Consider the following 25,628-nt stretch of genomic DNA (forward strand, 5'->3'; position numbering starts at 1 on the left):
GAAGCACCCTATATAGGGCGGGCGATCCTCGACCCACCACTGCGTTGCGGCTGGAAATCGAACCGGACATGGTTTGAGTTTCTGCTGCGGCAATCTGCTTCCTCCTGATCCGAGAATGCTTCCGACATGACGCCTGAAAGCCAAATTCGCGCTCCCTCCGCAACGCCGGTGGATGATGCCGTGCTGCCCTTCGAGGTCAGCGCGCTCGACGTGCGCGGCCGGCTCACGAAGATGGGACCGGCGCTCGACGAGATCTTGACCAAGCACGATTATCCGGCGCCCGTCGGCAAACTGCTCGGCGAAGCCATCGTGCTCACGACGCTGCTCGGTACGACGTTGAAATTCGATGGCCGCTTCATCCTGCAAACCCAGACCGATGGCCCGGTGTCGATGATCGTTGTCGATTTCCAGGCGCCCGATCGGCTGCGCGCTTATGCTCGGTTCGATGCAAGCAAGCTTGAGGCGGGCCAGGATTCGGCCGCGCTGCTCGGCCACGGGCATCTTGCGATGACCATCGATCAGGGCCCGGACATGAGCCGCTACCAGGGGCTGGTTGCGCTGGAGGGCGGCAATCTGGAAGACGCCGCGCATGAGTATTTCCTGCGCTCCGAACAAATTCCGACGCGGGTGCGGCTCGCCGTCGGCGAAGAGTTTCGCGCCGGCGACGGTCCGAAGCATCGCTGGCGCGGCGGCGGCATGTTGATGCAGTTTCTGCCCAAAGCGCCGGAGCGCGCGCGGCAACCCGACCTGCATCCTGGTGATGCGCCGGAGGGCGCTGTCGTGCATGACATTCCTGAAGATGATGCATGGGCCGAAAGCCGCTCGCTGTTCGGCACCATCGAGGATGTCGAACTGATCGATCCGGATTTATCGGGAGAGCAGTTGCTGTTCCGGCTGTTTCACGAGCGCGGCGTGCGGGTGTTCCCGACGCAGCCGATTCTTGCCAAGTGTTCCTGCTCGCGCGATGCGGTGGCGGGGATGCTTGCGAGTTTCACGCCGCAGGATCGCGCGGACATGGTCGAGAACGGCAAGGTGGTCGTGACCTGCGAGTTCTGCAGCTCGGTTTATGAGTTCACGCCGGACGAGGCCGGCGTGGTGACGGTTTCAGAAGAAGGGCGCGCTGAAAATTAATTCAGCGTCCGCTTGTGGTCGGGGCTGTCGAGCGAGAACGCGGGGATGTCGATGTCGAAGGGCTCGCCGTCCTCCGTCACCATCTGGTAGCTGCCCGACATGAAGCCCGACGATGTCTGAAGCGGGACGCCGCTGGTGTATTCGAACCGCTCGCCGGGCTCGAGAACGGGCTGCTCGCCGACCACCCCTTCGCCACGGACTTCCTGGCTCCGCCCGGTTCCGTCGGTGATGATCCAGTGCCGGGTCTTGAGTTGGACGGTCTGGCTGCCGGAATTCACGATGGCGATGGTATAGGCCCAAAAGAACCGGCCATCCTGCGGCGACGAGCGCTCGGGCAGAAAGCTCGGTTCGACGATGACTTCGATCTGACGAGTCACGGCGCGGTACATGCGGTCCGTCCACGGTCTGGTTGCATCATGGCAGATTCTCCATCCTAACCTAAGTGCTGCCGACCGGGTTTAAAGCGGGTAGGCTGCTACAGGATACGCAACTGTCCCGACCATTGTTTCACCACCGTCTTTATCCAGCATGGTCTGAGGGTCGTCTATTTGAATGCCTTCAATTTGAATACCAGCAATTTGCGGGCCGCCCCGATCTTTCGTAAAACCGGCGTCGTGGATCGCAGGTTCGTATCGTTCTTATGGCGCCGCATGGAATGAAATGACGCTCGTGACGACCCAGATCACCGATCAGGCGATGGCGGATGCGACGACCGCAAAGGCCGCGGCCCTCCCGGTTGCCGTGGGTGAGCGGGAGCTGCGCCTCGATCTGTTTCGCGGCATGGCGCTGTGGCTTATTTTCGTCGATCACCTGCCGCCGAATATCCTGACCTGGTTCACCATTCGTAATTACGGCTTCAGCGACGCCACCGAAATCTTCATTTTCATTTCGGGTTATACGGCGGCTTTCGTTTACAGCCGCGCGATGCTGAGCAGGGGCTTTGTCGTCGCGAGCGCGCGCATCTTCAAGCGCGTGTGGCAGATCTACGTGGCGCACGTTTTTCTGTTCACGATTTACCTTGCGGAAATCTCCTACATCGCGACGCGATTTGAGAACCCGCTCTATGCGGAAGAAATGGGGATTCTCGATTTCCTCAAGCAGCCCGACGTGACGATCATCCAGGCGCTGCTGCTGAAATTCCGGCCCGTCAACATGGACGTGCTGCCGCTCTACATCGTGCTCATGATCTTTCTGCCGGTGATCATCTGGCTCATGCAGCGCAAGGCCGATCTCGCGTTGGCCTTATCTGTACTGCTCTATGCCATCACATGGGAGTTTGATCTTGCCCTGCCGGCTTATCCCAACGGCACATGGTTCTTCAATCCGTTCGCCTGGCAGCTTCTTTTCGTGTTCGGGGCCTGGTGTGCGCTGGGCGGCGCAAAGCGCATGGCGCGCATTCTGTCCTCACGCATTACGCTGTGGCTTTGCATTGCCTATCTCGTGTTTGCGTTCTGTGTAACGCTGACCTGGCATGTGCCGCAGCTCAACGTTTTCATGCCGCGCTGGCTCGAAAGCTGGATGTATCCGATCAACAAGACCGATCTCGACGTGCTGCGCTTTGTTCACTTTCTCGCATTGGCGGCGATCACGGTGCGCTTCCTTCACGCCGACTGGCCCGGCCTCAAGTCGCCGTGGCTCCGCCCCGTGATCCGGTGCGGCCAGCATTCGCTGGAAATATTCTGCCTTGGCGTCTTCCTGGCGTTTGCGGGACATTTCGCTCTGGCCGAGATTTCCGGCGGCGCATGGATGCATTTCTTCGTCAGCCTCGCCGGGATCGTGATTATGTCCGGCGCTGCGTGGCTGTTTTCGTGGTACAAGACGGAGATCGGCAAGGGCGACAAGCGTGTGAAAGGCGCGGATAGCGATGCCGATCTCGCCGGAGGCGGGTCATGAGAAAGATGCTGATCGCAGCGGTCGTGATGGGCCTTCTGGCGTTCTCTCCTGTGAAGGCGGAGGACGGCTGCGCCGTGCCCGCGTATCTCCTGGCGACGGAGAATGCGCTTCCCAAGGTGGCTGATGCGGTCAAGACCAGGAAGCGGCTCGAAATTCTCGTCGTGGGCAGTGGTTCTTCGGCGCTCGCGGGCCCCGACGGGGTCAATGCATCTTATCCGGCTCGGCTCGAGGCGGCGTTGCGCGAGATATTTCCAGGCGTGACGATCAACGTGAGAACCGATCTGCGAAGCAAGAAGACGGCGGCCGAGGCGGCCTCGAATTTCGGAGACTTGATCGAAAAGCTCCCACAGGATCAGAAGCCGGATCTCGTTATCTGGCAAACCGGCACCGTCGACGCGATACGGGGGGTCGATCCCGACGATTTCCGGAGCGCGCTTGAGGGTGGTGTTGGTGCGTTGCAGAAGACCGGTGCAGATGTCCTCTTGATGAATCTCCAATACAACCCACGTATGGAGACGATGCTCGTGGTTTCGCCATACAACGATACGATCCGAGTTGTCGCGCAAGAGCATGAGATTCCGATGTTCGATCGTTTTTCGATCATGCGGCACTGGAATGACGCAGGCGATTTCGACCTGTTTGGTTCGGCTCACGGATATGGAATGGCGAAGCGGGTTCACGATTGCATCGGCCGCGCGCTCTCGTCGCTGGTTGTCGAGGCGTCGCGCCTCAATCCGGCGGAGCTCAGGATTCAACGTTGATGCGTTTTGATGATCGGTTTGTGTTTGCCGCGTTGGCGGTGGCGATGATGTGCGAATTATTGGGTACGTCCCCGGCGCTGGCTCAGGCGGCGCCGAATGAAGCTGCACCCGCAGCGCCTGCGCAGCAGAAGAGCCTGACCACAAAAGCGATTGAAGCGGCGAAGAGCGCTGCCAAGGGCGCAGGGGATATTCTCACCCGCGTTCCATGCCTGCCCGCCAAGGGATTGAAGGACGTTCCGGGTTCGCTGCCCCGCGTTGCGCGGCGAATCGCGGCGGGCGAGCCGGTTACCATCGTTGCGTTCGGCTCGTCGACCACGGTGGGCTTCGGTACGTCGTCACCCGCCTATACCTATCCCAACCGTCTCGCTGACCAGTTGCGCCGCAAGTTTCCGACCGCCGACATCAGCATCATCAATCGCGGCATGGGCGGACAGGATGCCCCCGAAATGATGAAGCGGTTCAACGCCGCCGTGCTCGATGCCAATCCGGATCTCGTGATCTGGCAACTCGGCACTAACACCGTCGTCAAGGGTACGGCCAGCGATATCGCCGCGACGGCGGCGCTGGTGGAGGACGGAATCTCACGTCTTCAGGCCAAGGGTGTCGATGTTGTGCTGATCGATCCGCAATACGTTCCTGCGGTCGCCTCGAAAACGGAAAACGCCAGCAAGATGGTGAAGGTGATCGGCGAGGTCGCCAAGCTCAAGAACGTGGCGGTGTTCCCGCGTTTTGAAGTGATGCGTCAGTGGCACGAAGACGAGAAAATGCCGTTCGATAAATTCGTGATCGGCGACGGCCTGCACATGAATGACTGGGGCTACGCCTGCTTCGCCCAGCTGCTCGGCGACACGATCATCAAGTCGGTCGGGCAGGTGAAGGCCGGGGTCAACATCCCGAGCAATGTCATGACCTACCGCCCGATGTGAGAGCGAAGGGCTTTCCTATTTGTCATTGGGGCTTGATCCGGCAATCCACCTTCTCGAAAGTTTTTTAGATGGATGCGCGGGTCAAAGGCGAGCGGAAGCGACGCCGTTCTTTGCCCGCGCGGGTCGGGGTTTCGACTCACGCCTTCTCGAGTCCTGCAGTGAGATCCTCGATCAGATCGTCCTGATGTTCGAGCCCGGCCGAGAAGCGAATGAATCCTTCGCTGATGCCGAGTTCGGCGCGCGCCTCCGGTGTGAGACGCTGATGCGTCGTGGTCGCCGGATGCGTGACGATGCTTTTTGAATCGCCGAGGTTGTTGGAAATCCGCGCCAGTTTGAGTGCATTGAGCGTGCGGAACGCCGCCGCCTTGCCGCCCTTCACCTCGAAGCCGATCAGTGTCGAACCTGCGCGCATCTGCTTCTTCACTATGGCGGCCTGCGGATGATCGGCGCGGCCCGGATAGATCAGCCGCGAAATTTTCGGATGTTTCGCCAGCACGTCGGCAATCGCTCCCGCCGTCTCGGTCTGCGCCTTGACGCGGATGCTTAGCGTCTCGAGTCCCTTCAGCAGCACCCAGGCGTTGAACGGCGACATGGCAGGGCCGGTCTGGCGCAGGAATGTATGGATGTGCTCCTGAATGAAGTCATCCGACGACAGGATGATGCCGCCGAGGCAGCGGCCCTGGCCGTCGATGTGCTTGGTCGCCGAATACACCACGACATCGGCGCCGAGCGCGAGCGGGCTCTGCCAGATCGGCGTCGCGAATACATTGTCGACAATCAGCCGCGCACCGGCGCTGTGTGCGATCTCGGCCACCGCTGCGATGTCGACCACATCGAGGGTCGGGTTGGTTGGGCTTTCGAGGAAACAGGATTTGGTGTTCGGCCTCATCGCCTTTTGCCACTGATCGAGATCGTGGCCGTCGACCAGCGTGGATTCGATGCCATAGCGCGGCAGGAGATCCTCCACGACATATCGGCATGAGCCGAACAGCGCCTTGGCCGCGACAACGTGATCGCCGGTTTTCAGCGGGGCAAGAATTGCGGTGGTGACGGCGGCCATACCGGTGGCGGTGGCGCGCGCGGCTTCAGCGCCTTCAAGTTCGACCATGCGCTGCTCGAACATCGCGACTGTCGGATTCGAGAACCTCGAATAAAGGAAGCCGGGGTCCGCGCCGGTGAAGCGTGCTTCGCACTGCTCGGCGGTGTCATAGATAAAACCCTGCGTCAGGAACAACGCTTCGGAGGTTTCGCCGTACTGTGAGCGCAGCGTGCCGGAATGCACGAGGCGGGTCTCGGGGCGATAGTTGCGGGTGGGGGATTGCGGCTTTGCCGCGGGCGTCTTGGTCTCGGACATGTGCACTCCATCGTGGCCACCCTGCGGTGGACACAAAAAAACCGGCCTGGAAATTAATCCATGGGCCGGGATCACACTGTCCCCGGCCTGTTTAGCGAGTTATTTAACGTGGCTGCAAGCCGGCCGGCTCAAATGACCACGGGATAAGTCCTAGGCTTAATCCCGCATGGTCTTTCCGTCAAGCACCTCATCGGATAACGGGTAAACGTGGGTTTTGCCCGACATGACAGGCAGATAGGGATTGAACAGGTGGCTTTCACGCTCGCCCCCGGCGCGACAGGAATTCTGCCCGACCGCATGATCGCGGCGATGGCGGATGCCGGATTGATCCTGCCCGAATACCCGTTCGTTGAAAGTCAGATCCAGCCGGCCAGCCTCGATCTGCGCCTTGGCGCGATTGCCTATCGCGTGCGTGCGAGCTTCCTGCCGGGGCCGGACATCACCGTCGCGCAGCGTATCGACGAATTGAAGCTGCACGAGATCGACCTGTCCGATGGCGCGGTGCTGGAGACCAACTGCGTCTACATCGTGCCGCTGCTGGAAAGCCTTGCGCTGCCGCCGACGATTCTCGCAGCCGCCAATCCGAAAAGCTCGACCGGACGGCTCGACGTCTTCACGCGCGTGATCGCCGACGGCACGCGGCGCTTCGACATGATCGCGGCGGGCTATCACGGCCCGCTCTACGCGGAGATCAGTCCCAAGACATTTCCGGTGCTGCTGCGCGAAGGATCGCGGCTATCGCAGATCCGTTTCCGCGTTGGTCATCCGTTGCTCGATGCCGATGAACTGCACGCGCTGCACGCGGCCGAGCGCCTGGTCGACAGCGACGACGCCGATCTCGCCGGTGGAGTGGCGCTCAGTGTCGACCTCAGCGGCGAAGGCTCCGACGGATTTGTCGGTTATCGCGCCAAGCGTCATACCGGCGTGGTCGATGTCGACCGCCGCTCCGGCTACACCGTCGGCGAATTCTGGGAGCCGATCCGTGCACGGCCGGATCGCAGCCTGATCCTCGATCCCGGCGAGTTCTATATTCTTGCTTCCAAGGAAGCGGTGCAGGTGCCGCCCGATTTTGCCGCCGAGATGGTGCCGTTCGATCCGCTGGTCGGCGAATTCCGCGTCCACTACGCAGGCTTCTTCGATCCGGGCTTCGGCTACGCAGGCGCCGGTGGGCAGGGTTCGCGCGCGGTGCTGGAAGTGCGCTCGCGCGAAGTGCCGTTCATTCTCGAGCACGGCCAGATCGTCGGCCGTCTTGTCTACGAGAAAATGCTGTCGCGCCCGGACGCGCTTTATGGCCAGAAGATTGCGTCCAACTATCAGGGGCAGGGCCTCAAGTTGTCGAAGCATTTCCGGACCTAGGCATCTCGGGATCTGGTTTTTCGCAGTTCCGCTCTGCGGATTATATCTTCGAGCGGCACAGTTCTCCCATGTCGGTCCGATCTTCAGGTCTGCTTGCCGTTGCACGTCAAATGCCGGATCATTCCCGAGATAAAGATCGTTCGGGAGAACGCCATGACCGCCGCAGCGAAGCCTCTGAGTGCGCCCGCGCCGAAACCGGAACTTGGCCTGATCGCGCCTGACACGTCGGGTATGAATTTTTATCGTGCCGACCCGGTTCTCGCCGATCTGTTACGCGTCCATCTTTCTGCGGCGCTGTTTCAGCACATCGAGCCGCATCTGGATCGTCTCGGCGCACTCGCTGGCGGTCATCTCGATGAGTGCGCGCGGCTGGCCGACAAGCATGGCCCCGTGCTGCATCAGCGCGACCGGTTCGGTAACGACCGGCAGTGGATCGAATATCATCCGGCCTACCGCGAACTCGAACGCGCCGCCTACGGCGAATTTGGCATCCACGCGATGTCGCATCGCAAGGGTATTCTCGGCTGGGCGGAGACCTATCCGGCGGTCGCCAAGCACGCGTTCACATTCCTCTTTAATCAAGCCGAGTTCGGACTCGGCTGTCCGATCAACGTGACCGATGGCGCGGCGCGGTTGTTGTCGCGTTTCGGCGACGATGCGCTCAAGGCAAGGTATCTCGACGGCCTCACGCAGACCGACATGGGCAAGCTCACGCAGGGCGGGCAGTTCATGACGGAGAAGGAGGGTGGCTCCGATGTGGGCAAGCTCACCACCACGGCAGTGCAGGAGGGCGATCACTGGCGGCTGCACGGCGAAAAATGGTTCTGCTCGAATGCGGACGCCGAAGTCGTGATGTTGCTGGCGCGGCCCGAAGGCGCTGTCGGTGGCACACAGGGCGTCGGTCTGTTCCTGATGCCGCGGCGACTCGATGACGGATCGCCCAACCATTATCGCATCGTTCGCCTCAAGGATAAGCTCGGCACCCGTTCGATGGCATCGGGCGAAATCAAGCTCGAAGGCGCGATCGCCTATGCCGTAGGGCGCCTCGATCGCGGCTTCGTGCAGATGGCCGAGATGGTCAACTGGTCGCGGCTCTCGAATGGCGTGAAGTCTGCTGCGCTGATGCGGCGCGCCCATCACGACGCCAACACGGTTGCCAACAATCGTGTGGTGTTCGGCCGCCGCATCATCGACATGCCGCTGGCGCGCCGGCAACTGATGAAGATCATGCTCGCGACCGAACAGGCGGTGTCGATGAGCTTCGTCACCGCCGATGCGCTGGATCGCGCCGAGGCAGGCAGCCAGGATGCGGCGGCATTGTTGCGCGTGCTGACACCGACGCTGAAATATCGCGCCACGCGCGACGCCCGCAAGGTGTGCGGCGACGCGATCGAGATGCGCGGCGGCATCGGTTACATCGAGGAGTTCGCGACGCCCCGGCTGCTACGCGACGCTCATCTCGGTTCGATCTGGGAGGGCACGGGGAACATCGTCGCCCTTGATACGCTGAAGCGTGCGGTTGGTCGTCACGGCGCGGAAGCCGCACTGGGCGCGGATTTGCACGCGCGGATCGACGATACTGCAAGCATTCCGCAAGTCTGGCGCGACCGATTGCGCGGCCTGACAGACAAGGCTATCGGCTTTGCCCGCGAGGTGGCGGGCCGCTCCGAAAACGAAGCGGAGGCGCGCCGCGCCACCAGCACGCTTTATCATGTCGCGAGCGCTGTGACCTTCGCATGGGAAGGCAGCAGGATACACGCGATGCGCGGCGATGCCCGCCGCCTGCTGTTGTCGCGGCTGGTCGTCGATCATCGGCTGACTGCGCAGGACCCGTTTGCCGTCCTGTCCGACGGGCGGGGTGACGCCATTGCCGACCGGCTGCTTGGCGACCGGCCGGTGGCGATGGCCAATGCGTCGGCCCTCCTCGAACCGGCCTGAACGGGTTTGTTCGGAGCAGCGGATAGCCGCCATGCGCGCCGGTCGTGTTGCCGAGCGGTATTTCGGTGGTAAGTGTCGCTGACAAGCGGCTGCGATCATAAACGATAGCCGCGCAGGGGAGTGCATGTCCGAGCTTGGGGTTGCCGAGATACCTGTCGTGGCGGTGGACACCAAGCCACCGTTGCCGCCCATCAAAGGGCCGACCAGGAATCCTCTGCTTGATGGGCCGATCCTCTCGACATTGCTGAAGCTGGCGGCTCCCAACGTCATAGCGCTCACCGCCGGCACCTGTGTCGCGATTGCCGAAACGTCCTATATCGGCCGCCTCGGTGTGGAGCCGCTCGCGGCGATGGCGCTGGTGTTTCCCTTTGTCATCCTGATGATGACCATGTCCGGCGGCGCGATGGGCGGCGGCGTGGCATCCGCGATCGCGCGCGCGCTCGGCGCCGACGATGCCGGGCGCGCCTCGAGCCTGGCGATCCACGCGCTGATGATCGGCCTGTGCTTCGGGCTGGCGTTCACGGTCACGATGCTTGTGTTCGGGCCGTGGGTGCTCGCGATGCTGGGAGGACAGGGCCGCGTCTTGAGCGAAGCCGTCGGCTACGCACAGATCTTTTTCGCTGGCGCCGTCATTCCGTGGATCATGAATATGCTGGCGGCGCTGCTGCGCGGCACCGGCAACATGAAGCTGCCGTCGGCGATCATTCTCACTTCCGCGCTGTTTCAGATTCTGCTCGGGGGCATTCTGGGCCTGGGGTTCGGACCCGTGCCGCAGTTCGGGATGCGTGGCGTCGCTGCCGGAACGCTGATCGCATTCTTGATCGGTGCTGCCATCATGACATGGTATCTGCTGTCGGGCCGTAGTCGCGTGAAGCTGAACTTTAAGGGCTTCCGGTTTCAGCGCGCAATGTTCTACGACATTCTGAAGGTGGGCGCGGTCGGTTGCTTCTCTCCGCTGCAAATCATGCTGACGGTGACGATCTTCACGCACCTGCTGGCGAACTTCGGCACTGAAGTGCTGGCCGGTTATGGTATTGGCGCGCGGCTGGAGTTCATGCTGACGTCGCTGGCGTTTGCTGTCGGAATTGCGTCGGTGCCAATGATCGGAATGGCGATCGGCGCCGGCCGTATCGCGCGGGCGCGGCGTATCGCATGGACCGCCGGAGGCCTGTCGTTCGTGGCGGTCGGTGTGCTTGGCGGGTTCTTCGCCGTTTTCCCGGATATCTGGGTCAATCTCTTCACCGATAACGCGGCTGTCCGCGCCGCGGGCCGTCAATACCTGTCTACGGCAGCGCCCTTCCTCGGGTTCGTCGGGCTTTCGATCTCGCTCTTCTTCTCATCGCAGGGCGCGGCTAAAGTTCTTGGCCCCGTGCTGGCGCAGACGGCGCGACTGGTCTTCGTCATTGCCGGAGGATGGTGGCTGATGTCGCAGGGCGCGAGCAGCCCGCAATTCTTCTGGCTGGCGGCAGCGTCCATGGTTGTGCTCGGCGTTCTTGCAGCCGCCGCTGTGCGGTTCACCGACTGGGGATCGAGAGCTTCATCCGCCGCCGCTAAATGATCGGGACTGTTACGCGAGGGCCGTGACCGGGCGCGACAAGGTCGCGCGTGCGAATTTTTTCGCGTTGGCCGGTTTGCCAAACAGATAGCCCTGCGCCAGATCGAAACCCATTTCGTGTGTGGCGACCAGATCGGACCTCGTCTCCACGCCCTTGGCGACAGTGCGCGCCCCGGACCGGTCCGCAAGCTCAAGGATGCTGCGGCAGACCGTTTGCTTCAGCCGGTTGTCGGCGCAATCGGTGACGAATTCGCGGTCGACCTTCATTTCGACAAACGGGAAACTTGGCAGATCCGCGAACAAGGGCCAATCGACGCCGACGTCGTCGATAGAGATGGCGATGTTATGAAAGCGGACGCGTTTGGCGACATCGATGGCCAGGTCGATATTTTGAATGATCTCGCTGCTTTTCACTTCAATGATCAGACCTCCGAATGCCGGATGATCAGGGATCTGGCGGCAGAGTCCGCTGACTGAAGCCGGATCCTCGAGAAAGCTGATCGGCAGGTTGATCGAGAGATCGACGGGACCGTACTGGTCGACGAAATAGTGCCAGTCCTCCAGCGCGCGGTTCACCACGAACTCCGACAACGCCTTGAACTGCGGGTCACTTGCGTCGGGAATGAAAGAGGCGGGGGGAACGACGCCCCACGCTGGATGACGCAGACGGATCAACGCTTCTGCGCCGCGCGGCGCCAGCGTATGCGCGTCGATTTTCTGCTGATACCAGAGTTCCAGCCAGCCGGCCTTGAGCGCCTCCGCGACATCGACGGGCGGGCTCGGCGGAGCCTTGACCGGAAGCAAGGTGGCCACGCTGGAGCGCAACCCGTCCGCGCTGAACGGGGTGGCAAGCGGCGGCAGCATCGCGATGCCGATTTCCTCACCGAGCTGGCGCACTGCATTGAGGACGATCGAATCCTTCGGACCGATCAGCAGCACCTTGCCGGTGAACTGCTTGCTGGTAAGGGCTTTCAGGATATGGCCAGCTTGAGTGCCGTCATGCGGTATTCCAAGCACTACGAGGTCAGGCAAGTGACGGTCGAGCAGTGCGGGAAGCTCGTCGGCGGCCGCGCATTCGCACGCGATGAAGCCGAGCTCATCAAGGGCTTCCGCGAGAAAGGTGCGAATATGCCTTTTTTCGTCAACAATACACACACGCGGCGTCACCTTACGCTGGCCGAACGTCGCTACTGTGTCTGCTTCCGCAAGTTTCGAATTCTGCATTCGCGACTCTCCGTGCTCTTCGAGGAGAATGTCTTAGCGTCACGGGGCGGTCGCAAATGTGGAATTGCCGAACCATCCACTTGTATAATTCGGTAAGGTTAAAGGTGCGAAAGAGATTCGAATTTAAGCGATTAAATTCGAGCAGTTTGTTTGTATCCCGCTTGTTCAGTGCGGTTTTCCCGTCTCGCACAGGAGATGAGCGTTTTACTCCGGCTTGTCGCCGGAATGTGTCGCGCGCATATCGTCCGGCAAACTCAGTCTTCGAGTTTTTTCTTCATCTTGATAACGGCTTCGTCCATTTGCGCGCTTATGTATGGCGCGATTTCGTTCGGCAGCACATCGACAGTCCAGATAAATCTGCTGCGCCCCTCGCCGTTGTCGAGAATCTGCACGGAAGCGCTGTGTTGCTTGATGCGTTCGCCGATGATGGCATAGACGAGCCGGCGTCTTGTGTCGTCGCAATCGACCAGCAGTTCGCGGGCGACCGTGCCGTTCGCGAATGTCACGATTCGTGTATCGCCGTCCATTTTGCATTCGGTCACGAAGCCCGGCGCGAGCCGCGTGTGCACGGCAGGAAAGTCGCGCACCGCCTCCCAGACGCCGTCAGAGGGCGCAGCAAGTAGGATTTCTTTGTGAATTGACGCCATGGATCGAGCTCTCGCAAGTTGCAGACGGTTCAAGTGCAAACGGCTTCGACATTGTTGCCGTCAGGATCGATCAGGAAAGCGGCGTAGTAGGTGGGGCTGTAATCCGCGCGCGGGCCCGCGCCGCCGTTGTCGCGGCCGCCGGCCCTGAGCCCCGCTGCGTGAAACGCCTTGATGGCATCGTGATCAGCGGCGCGGAACGCGACATGCGCGCCGGGGCCTTCCGGCTCTTTTGAAACATGCAGCCACAGCGCGGGCGCGTCTTTCGGTCCAAATCCTGCGCCACTGTCGTCGCGTGAGCACAGCACATGGCCGAGCGGTGCGAGCGCCGCGGTATAGAACCGCACGCTGGCATCGAGGTTTCTGACTTTCAGTCCGATATGGTCGTACATGATGATCTCCCTGATTGTGGAGATCAGCCTACGGCGGCGGACTGTAACCGTTCTTGGAGAATCTTGCGGTCGCCGCGCGCGGCCTCGCGAAAGCGCCGGGGCGAGACGCCGGCGGCCCGATGGAAAGTGCGCACGAAATTCGACAGGTCACCGAAACCGACGTCGAATGCGATCGATGTGATGGATCGCGCATCGTCGGCCAGAAGCCTGGCTGCATGGCGCAGCCGCGAGCGCACCAGATATTGATGCGGGGTCACGCCCAGCACATTTGAAAACAATCGCAGGAAATGAAACGAACTGATCCCGGCCGCCGATGCGGTGGTGTCGAGATCGATGTTGCTGTCGGCGTGGGCATCGATCCACAGCGCGCTCTCGACCGCGCGTCGGCGGTCGCGGGTCGTGGCCGATTGCGTTTTCTGCGATTTCCCGGATGTCGCTTCGACGAAGCGATTCACGAACAGCATCGCGGCCTCATCGATCCCAATGTCGCTGTCGCCGCGTCCCGCCGCTTGCGCGAGTTCACCATAGACCATCAGTTCGGGCAGCGGCGGTACGCTGCCGAGGCGCAGCGCATCTGTGCGCAGGCCCATGTCATCGGCCAGCGCGGGTGCGAGCTGGAACGACAGGCATTCGTCGCCGCAGACATGATGATCATGTGAGCAGGTGTACTCGTCGCCCGCGTGACCGACCATCACAGCGCCTGCCACAAGCTCGTGGCTGTGGCCGTGTGTGTCGTAGCCGAAGCTGCCTTTGCGGACATAGGACAGCGAGTGACATGTGTGCTGTTCGAGGAACGGAGCGTCGTCCGGTCCCATGTTGCACCGGTAGGCGACCACGGAGAGCGATGCGTTGTGCAGCAACGAGGTGACCTGCATACGCGGAATTCTAGCCGCGCCGCCGTCGCGGGGCAATCGACAACCCGGGATCGAACAGCATCGGCGCGTCCTCGGATGCATGGCCAGCGATGCGCGCGCGTTCAATGGAAAGCATCCGGAACTTGGTGGTGACCCCGCCATTGGCCGAAAAGCCGCCGGTCTTGCCGTTCGCGGCCAACACCCGGTGGCAGGGGATCACGATGGGCAATGGATTTTCGCCCAGCGCCTTGCCGACGGCCCGGGACAAGAGCTTGTCGCCGAGTTGTGTGGCGATATCGCCGTAAGTCAGCGTCGCGCCGGGCGCGATGGTCCGGGCGATGTCATAGACGCTGCGGCTGAAGGCAGGAATTTTCTCCAGGTCGAGAACAATGAAGGAAAGGTCCCTTGCTTCGCCGCGCAGAAGTCCCGCCATTGCGTCGCAGGCCTGCCGGACATGATCCGGCATTGTCGCTTCCCGCGCGCCGGGTGCCTTTTGCCGGATGCGCGCGCGGGTTCGGGCGTCGTCCGCTTCCGGCAATTGCACGCCCAGCAGGCCCCGGTCGCCCCAGGCGACGCCGCAGCGGCCGATCTCCGTATCGAACAATGCAAAACCGGTCGTCATTGCGTTCCAGACTGGCATGGCTGAGTTCATGATTCTTGGAGAATCTTGCGCTTTTCGAGACCCCACGCCACCCGAATCCTGTCCGGGAAGCCATCTTGCGGCGGCTCGCCGGGTGTGGCTAAGGTCGGCCTTGTGCGGGTGTAGTTCAATGGCAGAACGGCAGCTTCCCAAGCTGCATACGAGGGTTCGATTCCCTTCGCCCGCTCCAGCCTGCCTGTGACCGTATCGACGAATTTAATCAGTGCGGCGAAGGGCCAGGGGAAATCCCGAGCAGGCTCCCAAGTCGGGCGCGGGGGCGCACCAGGTCGGCGAGCGAATAGCCCTCCAGAACCTCCATGAATGCATCGCGGGCCTTCGCCAGCGCGCCTTTGAGAACGCAGCAAGAGCCGATCGCGCAAGGTACATCGAGCGGTTCGAAGCACGATGCGATCGCCATGTCGGGCTCGGTGTACTGCACCACGTCGGACAGCAGGATGTCTTCCATCGGCTTTGCCAGCCGCAACCCTCCGCCGCGTCCGCGCACGGTTTCGACATAGCCGCCGACGCCGAGTTGATGAGCCACCTTCATCAGATGATTTTCCGAGATGTCGTAGCTCGCCGCGATCTCCGCAATCGTCGCCAGCCGGTCCTGCTTCACTGCGAGATACATCAGCATTCGCAGCGCATAATCGGAATATGACGTCAGTCGCATGTCAGCCTCGTATCTGGATTATAAGATATATTTCAAATATTGCTTTATGGCAAGTCCTGTCATAAGCTGCCTTGAGCACTCACTTGAAGGACTGCTCCAATGCGCAAATTCGTTTCGCCAGGTGACATCATCGCGTGGCCATTTTTACTGCCGGGCAATATCGCCTCTCGCGCGATTGGCTCTGCCGAACACAGCTCGCTGGTGCGGATGCTGGTCAATTCGCTGGTCTGGACTGTGCTTGGCGTCGTGGTGGTATGGGTTGTCGCATGATGGGCCTGACAAAAAAACATGACCGTGTTTCCGAGGATAACATTCGGCAGCTCGTCGATGCGTTCTACGTCAAGGTGCGTGCGGATCCCGAGTTGGGACCGGTTTTTGCAACCGCGATCCCCGGCGATTGGCAGCCGCATCTGGAAAAGATGTATGCCTTCTGGTCGTCCGTCATGCTGACAAGCGGACGTTACAAGGGGAATCCGGTCGTCAAACATTTCGCGGTGGATGGAATGCGGTTCGACCTGTTTGCCGTCTGGCTGAAACTGTTCGGCGAAACGTGTGAGGACATGTTTGACGACACAGTCAGCGCCGTTTTTCGCGAGAAGGCCAATCGCATTGCTGAAAGCCTCAAGCTGGCGCTCTTCTATAGGCCGGATCGGGCGTGGCCGCCGCAGGCGTCGGACTAGACCGCGCGCGCCAAACCGCTTCGTCCCAGGCGACAAGAGCTGTTCCTTGGCTTTCGCAGGCGGGCTGTTAAGTTGGGCCCTCCAATGATCCAATTAACAGAGGCCTGATGTCACAGCCCCGCTTGTTCACGCCAATCGCGCTCCGAAACATTACCGCCAAAAACCGAATCGTAATCTCGCCGATGTGCCAGTATTCGGCGGAGGACGGTGTGGCGAACGACTGGCATCTGGTCCATCTCGGCAAATTCGCGCAGGGCGGCGCCGGAATCGTGATGACGGAAGCAACCTCCGTGAATCCCGAAGGCCGTATCACTCATGGTGATCTCGGCCTGTGGAACGACGCGCAAATTGCACCGCTGAAACGCATCGCGGCGTTTCTGCGCGCCAATGGCTCGGTGCCTGCGATCCAGTTGGCTCATGCCGGCCGCAAGGCCAGTATGCAGCGGCCGTGGTATGGCAACGCCGCACTCACCGCCGCAGATCACGCGCGTGGCGACAAGCCGTGGATCATCGTTGCGCCGAGCGCCATTCCCATGGGCGACGGCTGGCTGATGCCGCACGAACTGACCGAACTGGAACTGAAGCAGCTGTGCGAGGATTTTCGTCTTGCGACGTTGCGGGCGGTCGAGGCGGACTTCGACGTGCTCGAGCTTCACTGTGCTCACGGTTATCTGCTGCACGAATTCCTCTCGCCCCTGTCCAACAAGCGCAGCGATGCTTACGGCGGCGACCGCGCCGGGCGGATGAAATTTCCGCTCCAGATCGTCGAGACGGTGCGCGCGGCGTGGCCCAAGGATCGTCCGCTGTTCGTGCGCATCTCGTCGATCGACGGCATCGACGGCGGTCTGGATATTTCCGACTCAGTCGCGTTCGTGAACGAAGCGAAGGCGCGGGGCGCCGACGTGATCGACTGTTCGTCCGGCGGATTGATGGGATCGGCCACGGCGGCCCGCATCCCGCGCGGCTACAGCTTCCAGGTGCCGTTTGCCGAGCAGATCCGCAACGAGACCAAGGTCGCCACCATGGCGGTCGGTCTGATCCTGCATCCGCAACAGGCCGAAGACATCGTCGCCGAAGGCAAGACCGACCTTGTGGCGGTGGGCCGCGAGGCGCTGTTCGATCCGAACTGGCCGCTCCATGCCGAACTCGCGTTGCGCGACACCAAGGGCGAGATTGGCGACGGCACGTTCGACTCCTGGCCCAAGCAATACGGCTGGTGGCTGGAGCGCCGCGAGCCGGGCCTGCGCAAGCTCAACGGCCCCGCATTGCCATTTCGCAAGGTTTAGGCGACGCTCCGGTTCATTGCGGATCGGGTCAACCCTCATGGCTTTGTCAAAATCCATTTGCATCGCGGGCGCGGGCAGCATCGGCTGCTTCGTCGGCGGCATGTTGCGTGCCGGCGGACGCCCGGTCTTGCTACTGGCGCGGCCGCGCGTGATCGACGACATCAATCGGAACGGGCTCAAGGTCACCAGTTTTGAAGGCATCGAGCACCGCCTGACCCCGGCGGAGATCGCACTTTCGGACGACCCCGCGATTTTTGCAGATGCAGGAATTATTCTGGTCACGGTCAAGAGCGACGACACGCCAGAGATCGCGGGCCTGATCGCGCGCCACGCAGCAAGAAATGCGGTGATCGTCAGCCTCCAGAACGGCACCGGCAACGTCTCGGTGCTGCGCGACGCGCTGCCGGATCATGACGTGCTTGCGGGCATGGTGCCTTTCAACGTGTTATCGCTCGGCGACGGACATTTCCATCGCGCCACCTCCGGCGACATCCTGCTGGAAAGGGATGACGCCGACACGGCCAAGCAACTTTGGCAGCCTGAACTGGCGTTTCGCGCGGTGGACAACATCACCGGCGTGCAATGGGGCAAGTTGCTGGTCAATCTGAACAACGCGCTGGTCGCTCTTTCCAACCTGCCGCTGCGCGAGCAGTTGTCCCAACGGCCCTGGCGCGCGTTGTTCGCGGATCAGTGGCGGGAGGCGCTTCGTGTTGTCAAAGCCGAAGGCATCGATCCCGTATCGACGACGCCATTGCCGGCGTCGCTCACGCCGTTCATTCTGAAGCTGCCTGATGCGTTATTTCAGCGCGTCGCCGCGTCGATGGTGAAGATCGACCCGACAGCGCGCTCCTCGATGTGGGAAGATCTGCAGCGCGGCCGCCGCACCGAGATCGACCACCTTCAGGGCCTGATCGTCACGCTCGCCGAACGTCATGGGCTGAGCGCGCCGCTCTCCGCGCGCATCCTGGCGTTGATCCGCGATGCCGAGCAAACGGGGAAGGGCTCGCCGGGTCTTGCGCCGGATCAGATTCGGGCGACGACCTGATCTTGGCGACGCTTATCGCCGCTGCCATCTCCCGGTCTGACGGAGGCAGCGTTCGCCTTTTTGTACTGCACTGCCGCATGCTTCACCGCAGACTGTTGAAGCCGCGACTCGTGCTGTATATCTTACAGTACGTATGCCGGACGGCGTCGATAAGTCCCGATACCTGCCGGCTGACAGGCCTCGCTCCGGAACGATCCGGACATGTTGCGCGGTGACGGATCGTCTTGTGAGATCGGCCTCAACGATTGGAGGCTCACATGCTTGCGGACACAATCAAAATCACGCCTCATCGCCTTGTTGCCAGCGACAGGGTCGAAGGAACGCGGGTCTTCAACGCCGACGGCAAAAAGATCGGCGCGATCAAACGGCTGATGATCGACAAGACCAGCGGCAACGTCGCTTACGCGGTGCTGTGTTTCGGTGGCTTTCTCGGGGTCGGCGAAGATTATCGCCCGCTGCCGTGGGGAAGCATGAAATACAACCCCGCGATTGAAGCCTACGAACTCCTAACATTGATGAGCGACGAAGAACTGAAAAAAGCGCCGTCCTTCGGAGCCGACAAGGAGTTCGACTGGGGCAATCGCGTGCGCGAAGTCGACGCCTACTGGATCGGCTTCTGACGCGTGTAACCGCGGAATCAGCCAGCCGCCGCGGTGACAAGACGATTGGCTTCGCCGCGGCGGTAGACCATGAGCGTTGCGACAAGCCCGCAGACGGCTGCGAACGTCATCCAGAGACCCGGCGCAGCCTTGTCTCCGGTCGCCTCGATCAGAGCGGTGGAGACCGCCGGTGTGAAGCCGCCGAACAACGCGGTGGCAAGGCTGTAGCACAGCGAGAAACCGACCGTTCGCACGCTGGCTGGAACGATCTCGGTGAGCGCGACGACCATCGCGCCGTTATAGCTTCCGTACAGGAACGACAGCCACAGCTCGACCATCAGCATTCGCTCGAAAGAAGGATGCGAGACCAGCCAGGAGATCGCCGGATAGGCGGTGAGAATGGTGAGGACTGTGAACCCCAGCAGGATGGGCTGGCGTCCGATCCGGTCCGACAGCGCTCCCATCACCGGCAGCCAGAAAAGGTTCGAGACCGCGACGCAGAAAGTGACGATCAGCGAATCCGTGATCGAGAGTTTCAGCACGCTCTTGCCGAAGGTCGGCGTGTAGACCGTGATGAGATAGAACGACACGGTGGTCATCACCACCAGCAGCATCCCAGCCAACACGATCCACCAGTTCGATACGATCGACACGAAGATTTCTGAAAAAGTTGGATGGTGCTTGCGTGCAAGGAACGCCTCGGTCTCCTGCAGCGACCGCCGGATGACGAAGATGAACGGCACGATCAGCGAGCCGATAAAGAAGGGGATGCGCCAGCCCCAGTCCGACATCGCTTGCGGCATCAGGGTGGTGTTGAGAACGTAGCCGATGATCGCGGCGACGATGATCGCGATTTGCTGGCTGCCGGATTGCCAGCTCACGTAAAAGCCTTTCTGGTTCGGCGGAGCCATTTCCGACAGATAGACCGATACGCCGCCAAGTTCGACGCCGGCGGAAAAGCCTTGCAGCAGCCGGCCGATCAGCACGAGCGCTGGCGCGGCGAGACCGATGGTCGCGTAAGCTGGCACGAAGGCGATCAGCACGGTGCCCATCGCCATGATCGCCAGCGTGACGATCAGGCCTTTCCTGCGCCCGACGCGATCCACATAAGCGCCGAGCACGATCGCGCCGAGTGGCCGCATCAGAAATCCCGCGCCGAAGGTCATGAACGTCAGCAGCAGCGAGGCGAATTCATCACGAGCCGGAAAGAACGCGTTCGCGATGTAGGTTGCGTAGAATCCGAACAGGAAGAAGTCGAACATCTCGAGGAAATTGCCGCTGGTGACGCGCAGTACAGCGGCAAGCTTCGATTGCTCGACTTTGACGGGCGCCGTCGCAGATGGGGCCGAGGCGGTCACGGGGCATCTCCCTGAATTCTTGTTGTTTTCAGGAGGATAGACTGCGCCGTTTTGTCGCATCTCGCAAGATGGGACGATAATCTCGAAGCGCGCTGGTGACGTGGCTTGCTAGGCGACGGCCTTCGCGGCGGCGCGCCCCGCGTTGCGGCCGGAAAAAAGACAGCCGCCGAGGAAGGTCCCTTCGAGCGAGCGATAGCCGTGGACGCCGCCGCCGCCGAACCCGGCGGCTTCACCGACGGCATAGAGCCCGGGAATGATCTGGCCATCGTTGCCGAATACCCGCGACTCCAGATCTGTCTCGAAGCCGCCGAGCGTCTTGCGCGTCAGGATGTTGAGCTTGACCGCAATCAGCGGTCCATGCGCGGGGTCGAGAATCTTGTGCGGCTTGGCAGTGCGGATTAGCTTGTCGCCGATGTAGCGCCGTGCGTTGTGGATGCCCATGACCTGGGTATCCTTGACGTAAGGATTGTCGATCTCGCGGTCGCGCGCCTCGATCTGTTGTCTGATCGACGCCGTGTCGAGCAGGTTCGCGCCGCTGAGCTTGTTCATGGCCGCAATGAGATCGTCGAGAGTGTCGCGGACGATGAAGTCCGCGCCTTTCTGCTTGAAGGCTTCGACCGGGTCGGGCGCGCCCTTGTTGAAGGCGCGGCGGATGGTCATGCGCCAGCTCTTGCCGGTGAGGTCCGGGTTCTGCTCCGAACCCGACAGCGCGAATTCCTTTTTGATGATGCTCTGAGTCAGGATGAACCACGAATAGTCGTGGCCGGTCTTCATGATGTAATCGAGTTGCCCAAGCGTGTCGTAGCCGGGATAGAGCGGCGAGGGCAGGCGCTTGCCGATGGCGTCGAACCACATCGACGACGGCGCCGGCAGGATGCGAATGCCGTGGCCGGGCCAGATCGGGTTCCAGTTGTGGACGCCTTCGACGTAATGCCACATGCGGTCACGATTGATGAGGCGCGCGCCTGCGGCTTCTGTGATGCCTATCATGCGGCCATCGACATGTGCGGGAACGCCGCTCACCATGTGTTTGGGCGGGGTGCCGAGACGTTTCGGCCAATTCTCGCGAACCAGATCGTGATTGCCGCCGATGCCGCCGGACGCGACGATCACGGCCTGTGCTTGCAGCGTGAAGTCGCCGGTCTCGGTGCGCGACGAACTGACGCCGCGGGGTTCGGACGACGGTTCGAGAACTTTTCCGCTGACGCCGGTTGCGGCTCCGTTCGTCATATCGAGCGCATCGACGCGGTGCCGAAATCTGAAAACAATGCGCCCGGTCTTGACGTGCTCACGGGCGCGCCGCTCGAACGGCTCGACCACACCCGGACCTGTGCCCCAGCTGACATGAAACCGCGGCACCGAGTTGCCATGGCCCATGGCGTCGTAGCCGCCACGCTCGGCCCAGCCGACCACCGGGAAAATCCGGTGTCCCATCGCCTGCAGCCAGCCGCGTTTCTCGCCTGCGGCAAAGGCGACATAGGCTTCGGCCCATTTTCGCGGCCAGTGATCCTCGTCGCGGTCGAAACCGGCGGTTCCCATCCAGTCCTGCAATGCCAGATCGTGGGAATCCTTGATGCCGAGCCGTCGCTGTTCCGGCGTATCGACCAGAAACAGCCCGCCGAGCGACCAGAAAGCCTGTCCGCCGAGATTCTGTTCGCCTTCCTGATCGACAACGATCACGCGCTTGCCCGCGTCGGCCAGTTCGGTGGCCGCCACAAGGCCCGCCAGCCCTGCGCCGACGACAATCACGTCCGCATCGTTTGCCATAGTTCGCAATCTCCCCAGCCGGTATGATTGAAGCGCGGCGTGCGAAGTCCGGTCAACGAAAATTGCGCGCGAAGGAGCGGGTTGCGAGTTCAACTCGTTCAATGAACCACGCTCGCTCTGTTCCAAATCGGGATCACATCGTGCAGGTGCAGCAAGCCAGCAACACTGCGGCAGATTCTGTCTCCATCGCGCTGACCGATCTGGACAAAATCGCTGAGTCACAACACGCTGACAGTGCCCCGACGATCGACAGGCAGGGGGCGACGGGGCCGGCAATGAAGATTGTGACGGGGATTCTCGCGGCGGTGCTTCTCGTGATCGGGGTCGGCGCCAGCCACGCCGTGGTCCGGATTTCCGAGGACCGGGGCGGCCGCATCGGCACCTATGTGGACAAATATCAAAGTCTCAAGGGGTCGGGTGAAACCGTCATGATCGACGGCTTGTGCGCGTCGGCCTGCACCATCGTGCTTGGAGCTGTTCCCCGCGACAAGATTTGCGTGACATCCCGCGCCAGTCTCGGATTTCACGCCGCCTGGGATTTTGGAGCCGGTGGCCGGCCGGTAACGAACCTCGAAGCCACGCGGATGCTTTACGAGATGTATCCGACCTCGATCCGGAGCTGGATCTCGCGGCGCGGCGGCCTGAAACAGCGCATGATCTTCCTGCGCGGGCGCGAACTGACCAGCATGTATCGCCCCTGTTACATGGATGCGCAGGCGTCGGCTCACGCGCGCTGACAAAAAGCCTGTTGTCTGCCGTATTTGCTCCCTGTCATGTGATCCCCCGGTGCGAGGGCGACGCTTGCCTGCGCAGGCGTCCCGCTCTATCCCAAGCACGTTGAGGACAGGCCGCTGGCATTCCGTTCGCGGACCGCCTGCCGCACGAAAGATCAAGGATCGCAATACGATGGACAGGACAACCCGGCCGCTCGTGATCATCGCGGCGTTTGCCGGCAGTCTCGCCATCGGGTTGCTGGTGACATTGTGGCTGCTGGGCGGCTTCCGCGGGGTCACCGCGCCCGCGGCGATCGGAGGGCCATTTCGGCTCACCGATCAGACGGGACAGGCCGTCACCGAGAAAAACCTCATCGGCCGCCCTTCAATCATATTCTTCGGATTTACGCATTGTCCCGATGTCTGTCCGACGGCGTTGTTTGAAATGTCGGAGGTCCTGCGCGCCATGGGGCCTGACGCGAGCAAAGTGAATGCGTATTTCGTGTCGGTCGATCCTGAGCGCGATACCACGGCCGCAATGAAGGACTACATTTCGAGCTTCGATCCGAACCTGAAAGGCCTCACCGGAAGCCCGGAAGAGATTGCGCGCGTGATTTCGGCTTATAGGGTCTATGCCAAGAAAATTCCTCTGAAAGACGGCGACTACACGATGGATCATACCGCGCTGATCTATCTGATGGACAGCAAGGGTAATTTCGTCCGGCCTTTCGATCTGAAGCGGAAGCCGGAAGAAGCCGCCGCCGATCTCAAGCGCTATCTCTGATCTGCTTCCTTGCGTGACGCATGGGTTCTGATTGAGAAAGTCGGGACGCCATGCGCGAGTGTCGCGCGAGGCCGTGTTCGGTCTTCTCCCAATGATATGGTTCGGCCAATAACTGGTAGAGCGCGCGCCAGGCCGCGATGGACAAGCAAATCCAGTAGATCGGCGTCAGCAGCAGAATCCATGCTTCATGCAGCAGGTTTCGTCTGGCCAGCCCGATCATCCCGATCACGACGGTGCTGAGATAGCCGGCTGCAATCGTCGCCAGATAAAGTTCAATGAACGGTTTTGCGAAGAACGATGTCACGCTGCTGTCAAACGCGCTCATGACTGCCCGAACGAGAATCTCGCCGAGCAGGAACGGATGCGCCAGCGCGCTCAAAACGTTTCCGCCGACAATGATATTCAGGGTGAAAAATCCGCCGCCGCCGGCATCTCGCCAGAGTTGCCGCGGAGAGCGCATGTGCACGCTCCAGGTTTGCATCCACCCTTTCATCCAGCGCGAACGCTGACGCAGCCATGCCCCAAACCGCGCAGGAGACTCCTCGTAGGTCGTTGAGGGAAACATCACACAGCGATACTTGAACCGGGCGAGCCGGAAACCGAGATCGGCATCCTCGGTCACATTATAGGGGTCCCAGCCGCCGACCTCGCGAAGTACGCTGGTCCGGAAATGATTGGAGGATCCGCCGAGCGGCAACGGCATTTCGAAGTTGGAAAACCCCTGAAGGAATACGTCGAACTGCCCGGCGTATTCGGCCGTGAACATGCGCGGCAGCCAGCCGTCGCTGGTGTTGTCGATGCAAAGACTGGCCTGTGCGCAGGCGACGTCCTCATCGCGCGTCAGGAAAATATCGAGCGCGGCGCGAAGCTGATCCGGATCAGGGCGATCTTCGGCGTCGAACACCGTGATGAAGGTGCCGCGCGCGAAAGTCAGCGCGTAATTAAGAGCTTTCGGCTTGGTGCGCGGTCCGACATCAGGTGCAATAATGACCTGGACATGCGGCATCGGTCCGAGCCGCGCGATGGCTGCGCGCGTGCCGAGATCGTCCAGTTCGATGACGAGCTTGATGTCGAGCTTTTCGCGTGGATAGTCGAGTTCACCGATGTAGCGCATCAGCGGCGCGACCGACGATGCTTCGCGATAAAGCGCTGCGACCACCGTATAGACAGGGAGTTGATCGTCGGACAACCGGGAGCGAGGAACAACGGGCTTTTGCGGCGAAATGCTTCCCGCCAGACGCAGGCTTGTGAAAAGCAGGAACCACACCGACAACACGATGCTGCAAAAGTCGAGTACCGCAAGCGGCGCCAGGATCAGCACAGTCACGGGAAGTACGAGGCGCAACAGATGGCGGGCCGCCGATGTCAGCGGATGACGCTGTGTTGGCGCGGAAGGCGCTGCGGACAATGCGGGAGACTGCTCCGCGAGGCCTTTTGCGGCCTTGCGGGCAAGTGAATCACCGCACTGGCGCTCGAGAAATTCGTTGAGCCGGGCTTGCGACGTCAGCCGGATACGATGGCCTAACTCCGGAAACCGGCGAAGGAACTCCGTTATGTTGCGAGTCGTGTTTCCGCGCGGTGAGATGATGTAGATCAACTCGCCGTTTCTGCGGATCGGCAGATAGCCGTGCCGCGCGACGAACTGGAATGCACTGTCGGGCAGCGGAAAGTCGCGCCGGTCTATGTCAGTGAAGTTCTCGACCTCGACGCCGGTGTAGGAGGCCAGTCGATCAAGGTACACCTCTTCGTCGATGACGCCCCGTTGAATCAGGACCCGGTCGGCGCAAACGCCGATCTCCCGGGCGCGGCGCTCGGCCGAGGCCAGAAACGAACCTGGAAGCACGCCGCGCAGACAATCCAGTTCGAGAGCAGGTCTGTCGCGGAGGACGATCTGGTCGCTGCGCAGCGGAAAGCCAAGACGGCTGGTGAACGCGGCTTTGAAACGGCGGGCAGAATCCGCCAGACGGCCGAAACGCGGCTCAGGTGCGTTGTCAAATCGCCTTGTCCGCTCAGCCACGGCCATTTGACCGCCACCCCACGCCACAAACGGCACTC

At 61.5% G+C, this 25,628-nt stretch carries 24 protein-coding genes, 1 tRNA gene and 1 riboswitch; of the genes, 14 read left to right on the forward strand and 11 right to left on the reverse strand.

Going from position 1 to position 25,628, the window contains the following annotated elements; translation table 11 throughout:
- Nucleotides 1-126 precede the first annotated feature (126 nt).
- Nucleotides 127-1,131, forward strand: coding sequence for an Hsp33 family molecular chaperone (locus tag AC1RKJ_RS14730; protein WP_492791677.1), 1,005 nt, complete (start codon nt 127-129; stop codon nt 1,129-1,131).
- Here AC1RKJ_RS14730 and apaG read toward each other — a convergent pair.
- Nucleotides 1,128-1,520 carry a Co2+/Mg2+ efflux protein ApaG gene (gene apaG / locus AC1RKJ_RS14735; protein ID WP_492791678.1) on the reverse strand — a complete coding sequence of 131 codons (393 nt, stop codon included), beginning with the start codon at nt 1,518-1,520 and terminating at the stop codon, nt 1,128-1,130. The two genes, AC1RKJ_RS14730 and apaG, sit on opposite strands and share 4 nt — an antisense overlap.
- Before the next feature lie 271 nt (nt 1,521-1,791).
- On the opposite strand from apaG, the gene AC1RKJ_RS14740 reads away from it, so the two are divergent.
- The 3 genes from AC1RKJ_RS14740 to AC1RKJ_RS14750 are packed head-to-tail and all read left to right on the forward strand — an operon-like array spanning nt 1,792 to nt 4,711.
- The gene (locus tag AC1RKJ_RS14740; RefSeq protein WP_492791679.1) at nt 1,792-3,024 is read left to right on the forward strand and encodes an OpgC domain-containing protein; all 1,233 of its coding nucleotides are present in this window, start codon (nt 1,792-1,794) and stop codon (nt 3,022-3,024) included.
- The gene (locus AC1RKJ_RS14745) at nt 3,021-3,785 is read left to right on the forward strand and encodes an SGNH/GDSL hydrolase family protein (protein WP_492791680.1); all 765 of its coding nucleotides are present in this window, start codon (nt 3,021-3,023) and stop codon (nt 3,783-3,785) included. The genes AC1RKJ_RS14740 and AC1RKJ_RS14745 overlap by 4 nt, the downstream gene beginning before the upstream one ends.
- Nucleotides 3,785-4,711, forward strand: coding sequence for an SGNH/GDSL hydrolase family protein (locus AC1RKJ_RS14750; RefSeq protein ID WP_492791681.1), 927 nt, complete (start codon nt 3,785-3,787; stop codon nt 4,709-4,711). The genes AC1RKJ_RS14745 and AC1RKJ_RS14750 overlap by 1 nt, the downstream gene beginning before the upstream one ends.
- Nucleotides 4,712-4,847: 136 nt before the next feature.
- Here AC1RKJ_RS14750 and AC1RKJ_RS14755 read toward each other — a convergent pair whose 3' ends face one another.
- Nucleotides 4,848-6,065 (reverse strand): O-succinylhomoserine sulfhydrylase, encoded by a 1,218-nt coding sequence (locus AC1RKJ_RS14755; protein ID WP_492791682.1) that lies wholly within the window; start codon nt 6,063-6,065, stop codon nt 4,848-4,850.
- A 70-nt stretch (nt 6,066-6,135) separates the two neighbouring features.
- Nucleotides 6,136-6,215, reverse strand: a riboswitch (SAM riboswitch).
- A gap of 99 nt (nt 6,216-6,314) precedes the next feature.
- Between AC1RKJ_RS14755 and AC1RKJ_RS14760 the strand changes: the two genes are divergently transcribed.
- The 3 genes from AC1RKJ_RS14760 (at nt 6,315) to AC1RKJ_RS14770 (ending at nt 10,917) form a co-directional block, all read left to right on the forward strand.
- Nucleotides 6,315-7,421 carry a 2'-deoxycytidine 5'-triphosphate deaminase gene (locus tag AC1RKJ_RS14760; RefSeq protein WP_492791683.1) on the forward strand — a complete coding sequence of 369 codons (1,107 nt, stop codon included), beginning with the start codon at nt 6,315-6,317 and terminating at the stop codon, nt 7,419-7,421.
- Nucleotides 7,422-7,574: 153 nt separating this feature from the next.
- The gene (locus AC1RKJ_RS14765; protein WP_492791684.1) at nt 7,575-9,359 is read left to right on the forward strand and encodes an acyl-CoA dehydrogenase family protein; all 1,785 of its coding nucleotides are present in this window, start codon (nt 7,575-7,577) and stop codon (nt 9,357-9,359) included.
- A 124-nt stretch (nt 9,360-9,483) separates the two neighbouring features.
- The gene (locus AC1RKJ_RS14770; RefSeq protein WP_492791685.1) at nt 9,484-10,917 is read left to right on the forward strand and encodes an MATE family efflux transporter; all 1,434 of its coding nucleotides are present in this window, start codon (nt 9,484-9,486) and stop codon (nt 10,915-10,917) included.
- A gap of 9 nt (nt 10,918-10,926) precedes the next feature.
- Here AC1RKJ_RS14770 and AC1RKJ_RS14775 read toward each other — a convergent pair whose 3' ends face one another.
- The 5 genes from AC1RKJ_RS14775 to AC1RKJ_RS14795 form a co-directional block, all read right to left on the reverse strand.
- Entirely contained in the window at nt 10,927-12,138 is a 1,212-nt protein-coding gene (locus AC1RKJ_RS14775) for an EAL domain-containing response regulator (RefSeq protein WP_492791686.1), read from the reverse strand.
- Between the two features lie 254 nt (nt 12,139-12,392).
- Nucleotides 12,393-12,785, reverse strand: coding sequence for an SRPBCC family protein (locus AC1RKJ_RS14780; protein ID WP_492791687.1), 393 nt, complete (start codon nt 12,783-12,785; stop codon nt 12,393-12,395).
- 29 nt (nt 12,786-12,814) lie between these two features.
- Nucleotides 12,815-13,174, reverse strand: coding sequence for a VOC family protein (locus tag AC1RKJ_RS14785; RefSeq protein WP_492791688.1), 360 nt, complete (start codon nt 13,172-13,174; stop codon nt 12,815-12,817).
- A gap of 23 nt (nt 13,175-13,197) precedes the next feature.
- Complete coding sequence (locus AC1RKJ_RS14790) at nt 13,198-14,049, reverse strand: helix-turn-helix transcriptional regulator (RefSeq protein ID WP_492791689.1); 852 nt, start codon at nt 14,047-14,049, stop codon at nt 13,198-13,200.
- 10 nt (nt 14,050-14,059) lie between these two features.
- On the reverse strand, nt 14,060-14,650 hold the full coding sequence (locus AC1RKJ_RS14795) for a methylated-DNA--[protein]-cysteine S-methyltransferase (protein ID WP_492791690.1): 591 nt from the start codon (nt 14,648-14,650) through the stop codon (nt 14,060-14,062).
- A gap of 134 nt (nt 14,651-14,784) precedes the next feature.
- On the opposite strand from AC1RKJ_RS14795, the gene AC1RKJ_RS14800 reads away from it, so the two are divergent.
- Nucleotides 14,785-14,858, forward strand: a tRNA-Gly gene (locus AC1RKJ_RS14800).
- A gap of 30 nt (nt 14,859-14,888) precedes the next feature.
- Here AC1RKJ_RS14800 and AC1RKJ_RS14805 read toward each other — a convergent pair.
- On the reverse strand, nt 14,889-15,341 hold the full coding sequence (locus tag AC1RKJ_RS14805; RefSeq protein ID WP_492791691.1) for an RrF2 family transcriptional regulator: 453 nt from the start codon (nt 15,339-15,341) through the stop codon (nt 14,889-14,891).
- 134 nt (nt 15,342-15,475) lie between these two features.
- Here AC1RKJ_RS14805 and AC1RKJ_RS14810 point away from each other — a divergent pair, with 134 nt between their 5' ends.
- The 4 genes from AC1RKJ_RS14810 to AC1RKJ_RS14825 all read left to right on the forward strand — a co-directional run bounded on the left by AC1RKJ_RS14810 (nt 15,476) and on the right by AC1RKJ_RS14825 (nt 18,972).
- Nucleotides 15,476-16,021: a group III truncated hemoglobin gene (locus AC1RKJ_RS14810; RefSeq protein ID WP_492791692.1), complete on the forward strand. Its 546-nt coding sequence runs from the start codon at nt 15,476-15,478 to the stop codon at nt 16,019-16,021.
- 107 nt (nt 16,022-16,128) lie between these two features.
- Nucleotides 16,129-17,307: an NADH:flavin oxidoreductase/NADH oxidase gene (locus AC1RKJ_RS14815; protein WP_492791693.1), complete on the forward strand. Its 1,179-nt coding sequence runs from the start codon at nt 16,129-16,131 to the stop codon at nt 17,305-17,307.
- 37 nt (nt 17,308-17,344) lie between these two features.
- Complete coding sequence (locus tag AC1RKJ_RS14820; RefSeq protein ID WP_492791694.1) at nt 17,345-18,352, forward strand: 2-dehydropantoate 2-reductase; 1,008 nt, start codon at nt 17,345-17,347, stop codon at nt 18,350-18,352.
- 257 nt (nt 18,353-18,609) lie between these two features.
- Nucleotides 18,610-18,972: a PRC-barrel domain-containing protein gene (locus tag AC1RKJ_RS14825; protein WP_492791695.1), complete on the forward strand. Its 363-nt coding sequence runs from the start codon at nt 18,610-18,612 to the stop codon at nt 18,970-18,972.
- Between the two features lie 17 nt (nt 18,973-18,989).
- On the opposite strand, the gene AC1RKJ_RS14830 is transcribed toward AC1RKJ_RS14825, so the two are convergent.
- Complete coding sequence (locus AC1RKJ_RS14830; RefSeq protein ID WP_492791696.1) at nt 18,990-20,309, reverse strand: MFS transporter; 1,320 nt, start codon at nt 20,307-20,309, stop codon at nt 18,990-18,992.
- A 108-nt stretch (nt 20,310-20,417) separates the two neighbouring features.
- A complete protein-coding gene (locus AC1RKJ_RS14835; protein WP_492791697.1) occupies nt 20,418-22,076 on the reverse strand; it encodes an FAD-binding dehydrogenase in 1,659 nt (552 codons plus the stop codon).
- Nucleotides 22,077-22,351: 275 nt separating this feature from the next.
- Between AC1RKJ_RS14835 and AC1RKJ_RS14840 the strand changes: the two genes are divergently transcribed.
- Nucleotides 22,352-22,813, forward strand: a complete 462-nt coding sequence (locus AC1RKJ_RS14840; protein ID WP_492791698.1) for a hypothetical protein — start codon at nt 22,352-22,354, stop codon at nt 22,811-22,813.
- Between the two features lie 169 nt (nt 22,814-22,982).
- Nucleotides 22,983-23,573, forward strand: a complete 591-nt coding sequence (locus AC1RKJ_RS14845) for an SCO family protein (RefSeq protein WP_492791699.1) — start codon at nt 22,983-22,985, stop codon at nt 23,571-23,573.
- Here AC1RKJ_RS14845 and AC1RKJ_RS14850 read toward each other — a convergent pair.
- Nucleotides 23,557-25,596: a glycosyltransferase family 2 protein gene (locus AC1RKJ_RS14850; protein WP_492791700.1), complete on the reverse strand. Its 2,040-nt coding sequence runs from the start codon at nt 25,594-25,596 to the stop codon at nt 23,557-23,559. The genes AC1RKJ_RS14845 and AC1RKJ_RS14850 overlap by 17 nt on opposite strands.
- Nucleotides 25,597-25,628 lie beyond the last annotated feature (32 nt).

Source organism: Afipia sp. GW822-FHT04G07 (genome assembly GCF_058800765.1).